Genomic DNA, 13082 nt, shown 5'->3' with positions numbered 1-13082 from the left:
CAAAAAGAGAGGCCTATAGGCCTCTCTCAAACATTCCAAGCTATAGGTATTTATTACAGAGCTTCAAATGCTCTTGCACAACCTTCAGCACTTGAGGCCTGACCTCTGCCTTCAACAGTTACATCACATGTCCAAGTTATACGGCCTTGGCCAGCAGCTGCTGAAGAAAAATCAGGAATCAAAGCCACTGAAACGCCTGTTGTACCTGCTTCGCCAAAATCACTCAGAGTTCCCGTTGCTCCAGCACAATTAGCCACTGATGACGGTGACAGACAGATAGTGTTATCACTGGTAGATGAGCCATTTGAAAAGTTTTCAGCAACCTTAACTTTCTCACCACCCAAACCACCTGACAACTGTCCTACAGTTGCTTTGATCGTATAGTCACGATAAGCAGGTAGTGCAATTGCAGCCAGAATACCAATGATCGCTACAACGATCATCAATTCGATCAGGGTAAAACCCTGTTGTTTTTTCATCTGTTTCTTCATGTTTCCGTTCTCCAGCGAAAAAGAAGTACACAATGTGTATTAACTTCCGTTTGATTTATAACGTATTCCCGTTACGAGACGCACAGCATACCCCCCGGGGAAACCGCACTCTCCACAGTTTAGAATATAACGGCCTTTAATGAAAAGACTTAAATAGCAGTATGACTCAGCACGGCACTTTGATCCAAAATAGTTTTAAACGACCGTTCTGGGCATTAAACCCGCCCAGCTCACTACACTATTCATTGAATCGGCCGATTTAATTTCAAATCAGCTGCGGCAATGGTATTTTAAAGCAGTTCATGGAGAGAGAGGTTTACCCTGTGCAACCCAACCAGCCACTAACGGGTCTTGCCAAGCGCTTGGTCAATGATGGTGTATTTTCCGCCGAGGTCGCAACCGATGCTGTCAAAACCGCACGCGACAACAACCAGTCTTTTATTGCTTATATCACTCAGCAGGGTCTGGTCAGCGGCTACCGGGCCGCCGCTGCCGCTGCCGAAGAGTTCGGCATGCCGTTGCTGGATATGGATGCCTATGACCTGACAGCCTTGCCCCAGGGACTGATCAAGGAATCCCTGATCAGCAAACACAGCGCCCTACCACTGAAACGCCGCGATAATAAACTCTATGTCGCTATTTCAGACCCGACCAATATTCAGGCGCTGGATGAATTTAAGTTCCAGTGCGGGCTCTCCACCGAAGCAGTCATCGTCGAACAGGATAAATTACTGCGCACTATTGACGCCTTTCTGGATACCCAGGATCAAACCCTAGACGGTCTTGAAGACAGTGATCTGGATAATTTGGAGCTGGAAGATACTGAAGCGTCCACCGATGAAGATGATGACGCTGGCAACGGCGCTGATGATGCACCTATCGTAAGGTTTGTGAATAAAGTCTTGCTGGATTCCATTAAAAACGGCGCATCGGATATTCACTTTGAACCTTACGAACGCAGCTACCGTATTCGCAGTCGAATTGACGGCATATTGCAGGAAGTGGCGAAACCACCCTCCAATTTAGCCTCCCGCCTGTCAGCCCGCATCAAGGTGATGTCAAAAATGGACATCTCTGAACGTCGGGTACCCCAGGATGGGCGCATCAAGATGAAGATCTCCAAAAATAAGGCGATCGATTTCCGTGTTAATACTTTGCCTACCCTTTGGGGCGAAAAGATCGTACTGCGTATTCTGGACCCCGGCAGTGCAAAAATGGGGGTTGAAGCCCTGGGCTTTGAACCAAACCAGAAAGACCTGTATCTGAAAACACTGGAACAACCCCAAGGCATGATTCTGGTAACAGGCCCTACTGGTAGTGGTAAAACGGTTAGCCTGTATACCGGTTTGAACATCCTGAATACCGAAGAGCGCAACATCTCCACCGCAGAAGATCCGGTAGAGATTAACTTGGAAGGCATCAACCAAGTCCATGTCAATCCCAAAATCGGCCTGACCTTTGCTGAAGCCTTGCGTGCTTTCCTGCGGCAGGACCCCGATGTGGTCATGGTAGGTGAGATTCGCGACTTGGAAACCGCCGAGATTGCGATTAAAGCAGCACAAACCGGTCATATGGTGCTTTCTACCCTGCACACCAATAGCGCACCTGAAACCCTGACCCGGTTACGTAATATGGGCGTTCCCGCCTTTAATATTGCCACTTCAGTAAGCTTGATTATCGCCCAGCGCCTGGCCCGTCGACTTTGTCAGACTTGTCGCCAACCCCTTTCACTGCCTGAAGCCACTCTGCTCGAAGAAGGTTTTCCGAAGGACAGTCTAAAAAACATTCAGTTATATGAGCCTAATTCTGATGGCTGCAGTAAGTGCCACAAAGGCTACAAAGGCCGGGTAGGTATCTATGAAATGCTGAAAATGTCCGGTGAAGTAGCGGAAGTTATTATGGAGAACGGCAACTCAATTGATATTCGCAGAGTCGCTGAATCCCAGGGGTTTGAAGCATTACGACAAGCCGGACTGAAAAAAGTGATGGCTGGCCTTACCAGTCTGGAAGAACTCAATCGCGTTATCAAAACCTAAACGCAGGTAAGCGACTATGGCACAAGCACAAAAAAAATCCGCATCTTTTGCCTGGCAGGGAAAGGACAAAAACGGCAATACCAGCAAAGGGAAAATCAAGGCCGCTAGTGTTGCTGAGGTAAAGACCCTGCTGCGTAAACAAGGCATTGTTCCGAAAAAAGTCAACCGGGAGTTAACGATCCCCCTCTTTGACAAGAAATCACGCCCGGTTAAAGCGGTTGATATCGCCTTTTTCTCGCGCCAGATGGCGACTATGATGAAATCCGGCGTACCCTTGGTGCAAGCACTGGAAATTACCGCCAATGGGGTAGAAAAAGATCCAATGAAAGAGCTGATTATGGCCATTCGCCAGGATATAAATGGCGGCCTGGATCTATCCGCTGCCCTTGCCAAACACCCACTGCATTTTGATCAACTTTATTGCACTCTGGTACACGCCGGTGAACAATCAGGTTCATTAGAAGAGATGCTGGATCGGATCGCCACCTATAAAGAAAAAGTAGAGGCCCTCAAAGCCAAAATTCGTAAGGCAATGACCTACCCAGCAGCCGTAATTGTTGTAGGCATGGTGGTTGCTGCCGTCCTATTAATAAAAGTGGTACCAGAGTTTGAAGTCACTTTTTCAGCTTTTGGTGCTGACCTGCCTGCATTTACCCGTTTTGTTATCAATCTATCTGAATATGCCCAGAAATGGTGGTTTGTCGCTGCTGGCTTAGCTGTTGCCGGAATTGTGGCTTTTAATCGCGCGCGTAGAACGTCACAGAAATTTCGCGATTTTATGGACCGTGCCAGCCTGAAAATCCCTATCATCGGCGGCATACTGCACAACGCTGCTATTGCCCGGTTTACCCGCACCCTGGAAACCACCTTTGCCGCAGGCGTGCCATTAGTGGAAGCCCTCGAATCTTCTGCCAACGCCTCAGGCAACGTGATATACCGTGAAGCGATTTTGCAAATCCGAAACAGCGTTTCCACCGGTCAATCACTGAAAGATGCCATTATTGTGACCGGCCTGTTTCCGAACATGGCCAGCCAAATGATCGCCATTGGTGAAGAAGCCGGTTCTCTTGAACAGATGCTGTCCAAAGTAGCCGATTACTATGAAGGCCTGGTAGATGACGCTGTGGACAACATGTCCGCCCTAATCGAGCCGCTGATCATTTCAGTACTCGGTGTTCTGGTGGGCGGTCTAGTCATTGCCATGTACCTGCCGATCTTCCAGTTGGGTAACGTGGTTGGCTAATTAATGCTGTCAGATTCAACCTCTTTTTGGCTATTACTGTCTGCTGTCGGTATTTTTTCGCTGGCGGTAGGCAGCTTCCTAAATGTCGTCATTCATCGCGTCCCCTTGATGCTGGAGCGGGAATGGGAAGCAGCACGTACCGGAGTAGAACCAACCGACTGCCTGAATTTGGCCATTCCCGCATCTCGCTGCCCAACCTGTAACCATCAGATCCGCTGGTACGAAAATATTCCCATCATTAGCTACCTCTTTCTCGGCGGTAAGTGCAGCAATTGTAAAACGGGTATTTCGGTTCGCTATCCATTGATAGAGCTATTTACCGCCGCACTCGGCTGCGGCCTGTTTTATCTGTACGGACTCACGTTTCAAACTCTTGCTTTGATCGTTTTTAGCTGGGTTTTACTGTGTCTGATCTTTATTGATATTGATCATCAACTATTACCTGACAATCTGACTCTACCCCTTTTATGGCTGGGACTGCTAATTAATACCACCGGCTTATTTACCGCGTTGGAAAGTGCAATCTGGGGTGCGGCGGCTGGTTATCTGTCCCTCTGGGCCGTATTTTGGGGGTTTAAATTACTCACCGGCAAAGAAGGCATGGGTTATGGCGACTTCAAACTGCTTGCCGCGCTGGGCGCATGGGCAGGTATCGCCCAACTCCCCCTGATTATTCTACTCAGCTCATTAGTTGGCGCCGTTTTAGGCATCGCGTTGGTTGTCTGCAAACGTCATGAGCACCAGCAACCACTACCCTTTGGACCTTACCTGGCAATTGCCGGCTGGGTTGCTTTGTTATGGGGTGACAAGATCACCGGCAGTTATCTGCAATTTGCCGGATTCTGAGTATGAAAAGTCCATTTGTAGTTGGCCTGACCGGCGGTATAGGCAGCGGGAAAACTGCAGTATCGGATCATTTGCAGGCACTGGGCATATCAATTGTTGATGCCGATGTCGTAGCGCGGGAAGTTGTGATTCCGGGCAGCTTTGGCCTGCAGCAAATAACCCGGCACTTTGGCCCATCCATACTCGACAAAACAGGCGAACTAAACCGCCCCGCCCTGCGACAGATTATTTTTGCTGACCCTGCTGAGCGCACTTGGCTTGAAAAGCTACTGCATCCATTAATTCGCCAGCGAATCGTCCAGTTACTGGCAAACCCCACAGACAGCTTTAATGTACTCAGCTCACCGTTATTATTAGAGACGGATCAGCATACTTTGACCGATTACATTGTGGTCGTTGATCTGCCGGAAAACCTGCAACTCCAGCGTACAATGCAACGGGACGAAAATTCAGAAGCCCAAGTACGTGCTATTATTGCGGCTCAGATGCCACGGCATGCACGTTGCGACAAAGCAGACTTTATCCTTGATAATTCGGGTGATAAAACAGATCTTGCCAACGAAATTCAGCGCCTGATGTCAGTATTAAACCAACAACTCAAGGACAGCAGTTAAGCTATGAGCAGTAAGCCACATGTCAATTGCCCCAGCTGTGGCAAGAAATCACTTTGGACCACAGATAACCCTTTTCGCCCTTTCTGCTGTGAGCGCTGCAAGCTCATTGATTTGGGTGCTTGGGCCAATGAGGAATACCAAATTCCGACGGTTGGCAACAGTGACCAAAGCAGTTCTGAAGCAGAAGATTTTGAGCAACAGGTGCCGCTTAATCCCACCAAGCACTGATAGCGGCAATACCCTGAGCACCATGGTGGTATGCGACATCAAGGTCTGCTTCATGCAGGCCACCGAGCGCGAAGACCGGCATGGCACAGGATTGGGTCCAGTCTGAAAATTGCTGCCACCCCACCGGGGCAACCTCGGGATGTGATGCAGTCTGCATGACCGGCGATAACAGCGCAAAATCCATCCCCTTTTCTGCGGCCAGCCGCAATTCTTCAGGGCTATGACAAGACGCACTCAACCACTGCCCGGCAAAGGCATCTCGACCAGAAATTTCGCCTAATCGCTGGCTATTCAAATGCAATGCAGTAACACCAAGCATTTCAGCTTCTGCCACAGAACCATTCAGGATAAATAACTTATGCTGTTGCCGACACAGCAACTGCAATTCCGCGGCAATTTCGATTCTATCCGGGTGAGCGGTGCGCAGCATAACCGCTCCAACCCCCCGGGAAAACGCACTTTCGACTTGCCTCAGACAGCGTTGCGGTGAAGCTACATCACCCGTAATAAGTAACCTGTTTGGTAACTGACAGGCCGCCACAATCGGTGTATTGGCAGCCGGAAATTCAAATTGGTGTAAATTTTCAGGCTCAGTCCAGCAAATCGCCTGGCCTTCACAACCCCTCGCCTCACCAGAAAAACCGGTCACTAAAAACACATCCAGTAACACTGATTTATCTGGATAACGATGTGCAACCTGTATCAGTGGGCGACTGGCAGTTATGTCAATACCCACCTCTTCAGCCAACTCCCTTGCCAGCGCTGCTTGAGCAGATTCACCAGGCTCGACTTTGCCACCGGGAAACTCCCACAAACCGCCCTGATGTTTATCTACAGGACGGCGAGCCAGAAGAATTGCCCCCTGAGCATTTTTGACGACACCCGCCGCGACGTGGATCTGTTTCATTACACGCTTACTGCCAGCTGTTAACTACGATAGTCAGCATTGATACTGACATAATCATGGGACAAGTCTGTAGTCCAAACCGTTTCTGTAATAGTGCCGCGGTTCAGTACAACTCGAATAGTAATCTCTTCGCCATTCATTACGGCCTGACCGGCGGACTCAGTGTATTCAGCAGCACGACCACCATCACGTACAATGCATACATCGCCCAGATAGATTTCAAGCTGATCGACATCCAGATCCTGCAAGCCTGCTCGACCTACCACGGCCAGGATTCGCCCCCAGTTCGGATCTGATGCAAACAACGCGGTTTTCACCAAGGGCGAATGCGCAATGGCATAGGCAGTATCCAGCGCTTCCTGGGTAGTCGCAGCAGCGTCAATCTGAACTGTGACAAACTTAGTCGCACCTTCGCCATCGCGCACAATCGCATGGGCAAGTTGTAACATCAGGGCCTGTAAATGCTTCCGGAATAACGCCAGTAATGCTGGATTGGCTTCACTGACTTCAACCCCCACAGCACCCGTTGCCACGAGCATACACGCGTCATTAGTGGACGTATCACTGTCAATCGTAATTCGGTTAAAGCTTTTTTCTGCTGACTCACGCAACAAGCATTGCAGCAACTCCTGGCTCACTGCTGCATCAGTGGCAGCATAACCTAGCATTGTCGCCATATTCGGCTTAATCATGCCGGCCCCTTTGCTGATACCCGTAAGGGTAATCGTCTTGCCCTGCCATTCAAACTGAATAGAAGCCGCTTTAGGCCGCGTATCTGTGGTCATGATACCTGTCGCAGCTTGCTCCCAGTTAGTCTCAGACAATCCTTCCAGCGCCGCAGGCAGAGCCGCAATAATTTTATCGACCGGTAACTTTTCACCAATCACACCGGTAGAAAAAGGCAACACAGACGCAACCGGCTGCCCTGTCAACTGCGCTAATGCCTGACAGGAAGCTTGCGCATCCAGCATTCCCTGCTGCCCTGTACCGGCATTAGCATTGCCGGTATTCACCAGCAAATAGCGACTCGCTACCTGGGACATATGTTTTTTACACAGTGTGACGGGGGCGGCACAAAACGCATTGGTGGTAAACACCCCCGCCACAGTGGCGCCCTCTGCAAGCTCCATCACCACAACATCTTTACGTCCCGGCTTTTTGATGCCCGCCGAGGCGATACCCAAACGAAAACCGGCTACTGGATAAAGCATGGGAAGCGTATCGGGGCCTACTGCCATAAACATTACCTCATCAAAGCAAGAAAGCAGCCCAGGGCTGCTTTCAGACATAAAACTGACCGCTAATTTAACTTAACTGGCCATGACACTGTTTGTATTTTTTACCCGAGCCACAAGGGCATGGTTCATTACGGCCGACTTTCCGATCTTCACGCACAAACGGAGTGTCCGCTGACGCCGCTTGCTGTTCATCAGCAACGCCATCTTCAGACATACCACTGCTCTGGGCATGCGTGAAATCCATTTTCTGTTGTGCAGCCTGCTCTCGACGCTGCTGCTCCAACGCTTCAACCTGCTCAGGTTGCTGAACCTGAACGTGACTCAGAATACGAATCACATCACGTTTAATATTTTCCAGCAGCTCCTGGAACAATATAAAGGCTTCACGCTTGTATTCCTGTTTCGGATTTTTCTGACCATATCCGCGTAGATGAATCCCCTGACGCAGATGATCCATGGTTTGCAGGTGCTCTTTCCAAAGAGTATCGAGAACCTGCAGCATTACCTGCTTCTCGAAGTTGCGCAGAGTATCAACCCCGACCTGCGCCTCTTTCTGCTGATAAACATCTGCTATGGAGTCCTGAATCTTCTGTTTCAGCGTTTCCTCATGCAGAGAGTCATCATTATCGAGCCACGCCTGTAACGGCAAAGCCACCGCAAAATCGGTTTCCAGAGCTTTTTCCAATCCTGCCACATCCCACTGTTCTTCAAGGCTCTGTGGCGGGATAAATTCACAAATTTTGTTATCGACTACTTCTTCGCGAACGGCAATAACAGTATCGGAAATATCTTCAGTCGCCATGAGTTCATTGCGCTGCCCATAAATCACGCTACGTTGATCATTGGCGACATCATCATATTCCAGCAACGATTTACGAATATCGAAGTTACGCCCCTCAACTTTACGCTGGGCTTTTTCAATCGCATTGCTGACCATTTTATGCTCGATCGCTTCACCACGCTCCATCCCCAGCGCCTGCATCAACTGACGGACACGATCGGAAGCAAAAATCCGCATCAAATCATCTTCCAGCGACAGATAAAAACGCGAAGACCCTGGATCACCCTGACGGCCTGCACGACCACGCAGCTGGTTATCGATACGCCGGGACTCATGGCGCTCAGTACCAATAATATGCAAACCACCGCTATCCAATACCAACTGGTTACGTTGCACCCAGTCAGCCTTAATTTCAGCAATTTGTGCTTCAGATGGATTGTCCAATGCCGCCAGTTCAGCTTCGAGCTTACCGCCTAACACAATATCGGTACCACGACCTGCCATATTGGTAGCAATCGTCACCGCACCGGGACGACCCGCATCCGCGATAATGGTTGCTTCACCCGCGTGGTTTTTGGCATTCAGTACATTATGGGTAATCTTCTGCTTAGTCAGCGCAGATGAGATTAACTCAGATGACTCTACCGACGCAGTACCCACCAATACAGGCTGTTTACGCGCCTGGCAGTCACGAATATCTTCGATAATCGCTTCGTACTTTTCTTCCATGGTCATGTAGATAAGGTCATTCGAATCTTTTCGCGTAACCTGTTTGTTGGTTGGAATAACAAGCACATCCAAACCGTAAATCTGACGCAGTTCGAATGCTTCTGTATCCGCGGTACCCGTCATACCCGATAACTTTTCATACAAACGGAAGTAGTTCTGGAAGGTGGTCGACGCAAAAGTCTGGCTTTCATTCTGAATATGCACCCCTTCTTTAGCTTCTACTGCCTGATGCAGACCTTCAGACCAGCGCCTGCCTGGCATGATTCGGCCAGTGTGCTCATCAACAATCACCACCTCATTGTTCTGGACAATATAATCTACATCGCGCTGGAACAGGTGGTGTGCTCGCAGGCCAGACAGAATATGATGCAGCAGGTTCAGATTCTGAGGTGCATACAAGCTCTCACCCTCTGTCAGCAGACCCGCATTGATCAGCAAATCCTCCACCAGTTGGTGGCCTGCCTCGGTGAGTTCTACCGTACGGTTTTTCTCATCAACAGCGAAGTGTTCAGCAATTTCCTGACTGTCATCTTGTGGATCAATTTCACCTTCAAACTGTATCAGCTGCGGAATGAGTTGATTGACGGTGCGATACAGCTCTGAGCTGTCACCCGCAGGACCCGAGATAATCAGCGGGGTACGCGCTTCGTCGATCAGAATAGAATCCACCTCATCGACAATGGCAAAATTAAAATCGCGCTGAACTTTTTCATTCAGGCTGAACGCCATATTGTCTCGCAGATAATCAAAACCGAACTCGTTGTTGGTCCCGTAAGTAATGTCTGCAGCATAAGCAGCACGTTTCTGCTCCGCTTGCTGCCCGGAGAGCACGACGCCAACGGTTAAGCCCAACGCTTCGTACAGCGGACGCATCCACTCGGCATCTCGGCTGGCAAGGTAGTCGTTGACGGTGACAACATGCACACCTTCACCAGGCAGTGCATTCAGGTATGCGGCCAGGGTAGCGACGAGCGTTTTACCTTCACCAGTACGCATCTCTGCAACCTTGCCATCATTCAGCGCCATACCACCGATCATCTGTACATCGAAGTGACGCATACCCATAACGCGCTTGGATGCTTCACGCGCCAATGCAAAAGCTTCAGGCAACAGCCTGTCGAGCTTTTCACCCTCAGCCAGACGCTGTCTAAACTCGGCGGTTTTTTCCTTGATTTGTTCTGGACTTAACGCTTCATAATCCGCTTCTAGCGCATTAATGGTGGCAACGGTGCGCCCCATTCGCTTCAGCTCACGATCATTCTTGCTACCAAATACTTTCTTAAACAATCCTGTCAGCATTTTTCGCCGGCACCTTGTATGAATTCTTATCGGGTTGCTTGTTCGCTCGGTGGAAAAAACTCCCTCACCCGGCAGCAAAACAAAGTCAGCATTCTACCTTTATTGGGACAAAAATTTGAATCCAAAGGGATGATCTTTGTCCAGAAACAAAAACATTCAGCTTTCGCCCCAGCAGTAGAAACAAAAAAGCCGAACCCTCAGGGCTCGGCTTTTAAGATATTTATTTTTCTCAGACAGCAGCAACCGGCTGCTGATAAGAGATCGGCGCATTTTCTGCACCATCTTCAAATGTCACGATTTCCCAGGCATCTTCCTGCGCCAGTAAAGTACGCAGCAAACGGTTGTTCAAATGATGGCCGGATTTATTACCGTAGAACTCACCAATCAAACTTTTGCCGAGCAGGTACAAGTCGCCCACAGCATCCAGTACCTTATGCTTAACAAATTCATCGTCATAACGCAGACCATCTTCATTCAGAATCCGGTAATCATCCACAACAATTGCGTTGTCAAAACTGCCACCCAGCGCCAAATTCTGAGAGCGTAGATATTCATAATCGCTCATAAAACCGAAGGTACGCGCCCGGCTCACTTCTTTCACAAAAGAGGTGCTGGAAAAATCCAGGCTAGCTTCCATTTTCCGACCGTCGAATGCAGGGTGATCAAAGTCGATACGAAAGCCAACTTTAAAACCATCAAAAGGTTTAAAGCTGGCAGTTTTGCCATCCATTTCGACCTGAACTTCTTTCTTGATGCGAATGAACTGCTTGGGCGCATTCTGCTCTTCCAGACCCGCGGACTGAATCAGGAAGACAAAGGGTGCTGCACTGCCGTCCATGATCGGCACTTCTTCGGCACTCAATTCGATATAAGCATTATCGATGCCCAAACCGGCCATAGCGGAAAGCAAGTGTTCTACCGTAGCAACCCGCACATCACCCTGAGCCAGATTGGTGGACAGGGTAGTGTCTGACACATTGTGTGCAAGCGCACAAATTTCGACTGCCGGATCCAGATCAGTACGACGGAAAACGATTCCGGTATTCACTGGTGCTGGTTTCAGCGTCAGATATACCTTCTGACCGGTATGCAAACCGATACCAGTGGCTTTGATGCTGTTTTTTAACGTTCTCTGTTTGATCATGCCTGTGCCAGATAAAATAGGGCTATATTAGCGACAGATGATAACAAATATATTACCTACGTAACAAGCAAACTGCCCCATCAGTCAGCCTGTCGACGCAGAAAAGTTGGAATATCCAAATAACTATCACCTTCCGTGCCTGTTTGTTGCATTGTTGACGCTTCAGTTCTTGCCGGTCCATCCAGCGCCTCATTTTTTTTGCGGCGCAATATAGTTGGCAGTTCAATTTGAGCCATATCCAGTGATCCATCGGCTTTTTTAGTGCCAGAACCGGCCACTGGTACCGGCTTTGCCGGCGCATCAGCTTTATCCAGACCCGTTGCCACGACTGTAACTTTGATGGTATCGGTAAGTTCAGGCTCAATGACTGTGCCAATCACGATCGTGGCATTCTCTGAGGCGTACTCTTCTACCAGGTTACCCACCTCAGTGAATTCACCCAATCCAAGGTCCAGCCCGGCCGTAATATTCACCAGGATGCCGCTGGCACCTTTAAGGTCAACATTATCCAGCAACGGACTCTTAATTGCTTTTTCCGCTGCTTCCGACGCGCGATGTTCGCCAATAGCAGTACCGGTTCCCATCATCGCCATGCCCATTTCTGACATCACGGTACGCACATCAGCAAAGTCGACGTTGATCATACCCGGGCGGGTAATCAGATCAGAAATACCCTGAACAGCCCCTTTGAGCACATCATTAGCAGACTCAAATGCGTTGAGCAGGGTGCAATTACGACCCAGCACCTGCATGAGCTTTTCATTTGGAATAATAATCAAGGAATCCACATTTTCGCGTAGCTCCTTAATACCTTCTAACGCGATACTCATGCGCTTACGCCCCTCAAACGGGAACGGCTTAGTCACAACTGCGACGGTCAATATGCCGAGTTCTTTCGCTACCTGAGCAACAATTGGTGCCGCACCTGTGCCGGTTCCACCGCCCATACCCGCTGTGATAAATACCATATCGGCACCATCCAACAGCTGAGCAATGCGTTCGCGATCTTCCATCGCGGCTTCACGGCCGACTTCCGGATTGGCGCCAGCGCCCAGGCCCTTTGTCAGGGTATTGCCCAGTTGCAGAACTGTTTGAGCTAGCATCGAGCTTAAGGCCTGCGCATCGGTATTGGCACAGACAAACTCTACCCCTTCCAAATCGCCGTTTTCCATATGACGTACGGCATTACCACCGCCACCGCCAATGCCTATCACCTTGATTACCGCATTCTGCGGTACGCTATCCATCAGTTCGAACATCTCCAGCTCCTTTAAGTACACGCTTGGTACTTAGGTTGTGCGCCTACGACTACATTCCGGCGCGGTATTAAATCTTCATCACGGATTTCAGAAACTGTTCTGAATCCAGGTTTTAAGTTTTAAAATAATATTTTCTTTGACCGGCAAGTCTGCGACATCCACCACCGGAGGCTGCCCACTGCGGTCCTGTTTGGCGTACTGTAACAATCCCAGGCCGGTGGCATAGATCGGGTTGCGTAGAATATCTTCCATGCCCCGTACACCATG

Annotated in this window: 12 protein-coding genes; 5 read left to right on the top strand and 7 right to left on the bottom strand. The window is 49.4% G+C overall.

What is annotated here, in order from left to right:
- Positions 1 to 53: 53 nt before the first annotated feature.
- Positions 54 to 491, bottom strand: a complete 438-nt coding sequence (locus ACFVYJ_RS00060) for a pilin (RefSeq protein ID WP_419414129.1) — start codon at positions 489 to 491, stop codon at positions 54 to 56.
- Positions 492 to 814: 323 nt separating this feature from the next.
- Between ACFVYJ_RS00060 and pilB the strand changes: the two genes are divergently transcribed.
- Genes pilB through yacG form a run of 5 tightly spaced genes read left to right on the top strand, consistent with a single transcriptional unit; the run spans position 815 to position 5458 of the window.
- Complete coding sequence (pilB, locus tag ACFVYJ_RS00055; RefSeq protein ID WP_419414128.1) at positions 815 to 2527, top strand: type IV-A pilus assembly ATPase PilB; 1713 nt, start codon at positions 815 to 817, stop codon at positions 2525 to 2527.
- Between the two features lie 16 nt (positions 2528 to 2543).
- Positions 2544 to 3770 (top strand): type II secretion system F family protein, encoded by a 1227-nt coding sequence (locus ACFVYJ_RS00050; RefSeq protein WP_419414127.1) that lies wholly within the window; start codon positions 2544 to 2546, stop codon positions 3768 to 3770.
- Positions 3771 to 3773: 3 nt separating this feature from the next.
- Complete coding sequence (locus ACFVYJ_RS00045) at positions 3774 to 4616, top strand: prepilin peptidase (RefSeq protein WP_419414126.1); 843 nt, start codon at positions 3774 to 3776, stop codon at positions 4614 to 4616.
- Positions 4617 to 4618: 2 nt separating this feature from the next.
- Positions 4619 to 5230 (top strand): dephospho-CoA kinase, encoded by a 612-nt coding sequence (gene coaE / locus ACFVYJ_RS00040; RefSeq protein ID WP_419414125.1) that lies wholly within the window; start codon positions 4619 to 4621, stop codon positions 5228 to 5230.
- A 3-nt stretch (positions 5231 to 5233) separates the two neighbouring features.
- Entirely contained in the window at positions 5234 to 5458 is a 225-nt protein-coding gene (yacG, locus tag ACFVYJ_RS00035) for a DNA gyrase inhibitor YacG (protein ID WP_419414124.1), read from the top strand.
- On the opposite strand, the gene ACFVYJ_RS00030 is transcribed toward yacG, so the two are convergent.
- The 6 genes from ACFVYJ_RS00030 to ACFVYJ_RS00005 form a co-directional block, all read right to left on the bottom strand.
- A complete protein-coding gene (locus ACFVYJ_RS00030; protein ID WP_419414123.1) occupies positions 5439 to 6365 on the bottom strand; it encodes a Nudix family hydrolase in 927 nt (308 codons plus the stop codon). The genes yacG and ACFVYJ_RS00030 overlap by 20 nt on opposite strands.
- Positions 6366 to 6385: 20 nt before the next feature.
- Positions 6386 to 7603: a bifunctional glutamate N-acetyltransferase/amino-acid acetyltransferase ArgJ gene (gene argJ / locus ACFVYJ_RS00025; protein ID WP_419414122.1), complete on the bottom strand. Its 1218-nt coding sequence runs from the start codon at positions 7601 to 7603 to the stop codon at positions 6386 to 6388.
- Between the two features lie 67 nt (positions 7604 to 7670).
- Entirely contained in the window at positions 7671 to 10412 is a 2742-nt protein-coding gene (secA, locus tag ACFVYJ_RS00020) for a preprotein translocase subunit SecA (RefSeq protein ID WP_419414121.1), read from the bottom strand.
- A gap of 229 nt (positions 10413 to 10641) precedes the next feature.
- A complete protein-coding gene (gene lpxC, locus ACFVYJ_RS00015; protein ID WP_419414120.1) occupies positions 10642 to 11556 on the bottom strand; it encodes a UDP-3-O-acyl-N-acetylglucosamine deacetylase in 915 nt (304 codons plus the stop codon).
- An 80-nt stretch (positions 11557 to 11636) separates the two neighbouring features.
- Positions 11637 to 12815, bottom strand: a complete 1179-nt coding sequence (ftsZ, locus tag ACFVYJ_RS00010; RefSeq protein WP_419414119.1) for a cell division protein FtsZ — start codon at positions 12813 to 12815, stop codon at positions 11637 to 11639.
- Between the two features lie 87 nt (positions 12816 to 12902).
- Positions 12903 to 13082: hypothetical protein (locus ACFVYJ_RS00005; RefSeq protein ID WP_463254680.1), on the bottom strand; the 180-nt coding region annotated here is incomplete at its 5' end.

It is taken from the genome of Pontibacter sp. JAM-7, from assembly GCF_048548695.2.
Classification (GTDB): Bacteria; Pseudomonadota; Gammaproteobacteria; order Pseudomonadales; family Balneatricaceae; genus Neptuniibacter.
The sequence above is the reverse complement of the archived record's forward strand: the minus strand, read 5'-3'. Positions and strand labels throughout refer to the sequence as shown.

Excerpts from the sequence above, each read along its gene's own strand:
- ACFVYJ_RS00060 (WP_419414129.1), bottom strand. The coding sequence starts at position 491 with ATGAAGAAACAGATGAAAAAACAACAGGGTTTTACCCTGATCGAATTG.
- ACFVYJ_RS00050 (WP_419414127.1), top strand. The coding sequence starts at position 2,544 with ATGGCACAAGCACAAAAAAAATCCGCATCTTTTGCCTGGCAGGGAAAG.
- ACFVYJ_RS00045 (WP_419414126.1), top strand. The coding sequence starts at position 3,774 with ATGCTGTCAGATTCAACCTCTTTTTGGCTATTACTGTCTGCTGTCGGT.
- coaE (WP_419414125.1), top strand. The coding sequence starts at position 4,619 with ATGAAAAGTCCATTTGTAGTTGGCCTGACCGGCGGTATAGGCAGCGGG.
- yacG (WP_419414124.1), top strand. The coding sequence starts at position 5,234 with ATGAGCAGTAAGCCACATGTCAATTGCCCCAGCTGTGGCAAGAAATCA.
- ACFVYJ_RS00030 (WP_419414123.1), bottom strand. The coding sequence starts at position 6,365 with ATGAAACAGATCCACGTCGCGGCGGGTGTCGTCAAAAATGCTCAGGGG.
- argJ (WP_419414122.1), bottom strand. The coding sequence starts at position 7,603 with ATGGCAGTAGGCCCCGATACGCTTCCCATGCTTTATCCAGTAGCCGGT.
- secA (WP_419414121.1), bottom strand. The coding sequence starts at position 10,412 with ATGCTGACAGGATTGTTTAAGAAAGTATTTGGTAGCAAGAATGATCGT.
- lpxC (WP_419414120.1), bottom strand. The coding sequence starts at position 11,556 with ATGATCAAACAGAGAACGTTAAAAAACAGCATCAAAGCCACTGGTATC.
- ftsZ (WP_419414119.1), bottom strand. The coding sequence starts at position 12,815 with ATGTTCGAACTGATGGATAGCGTACCGCAGAATGCGGTAATCAAGGTG.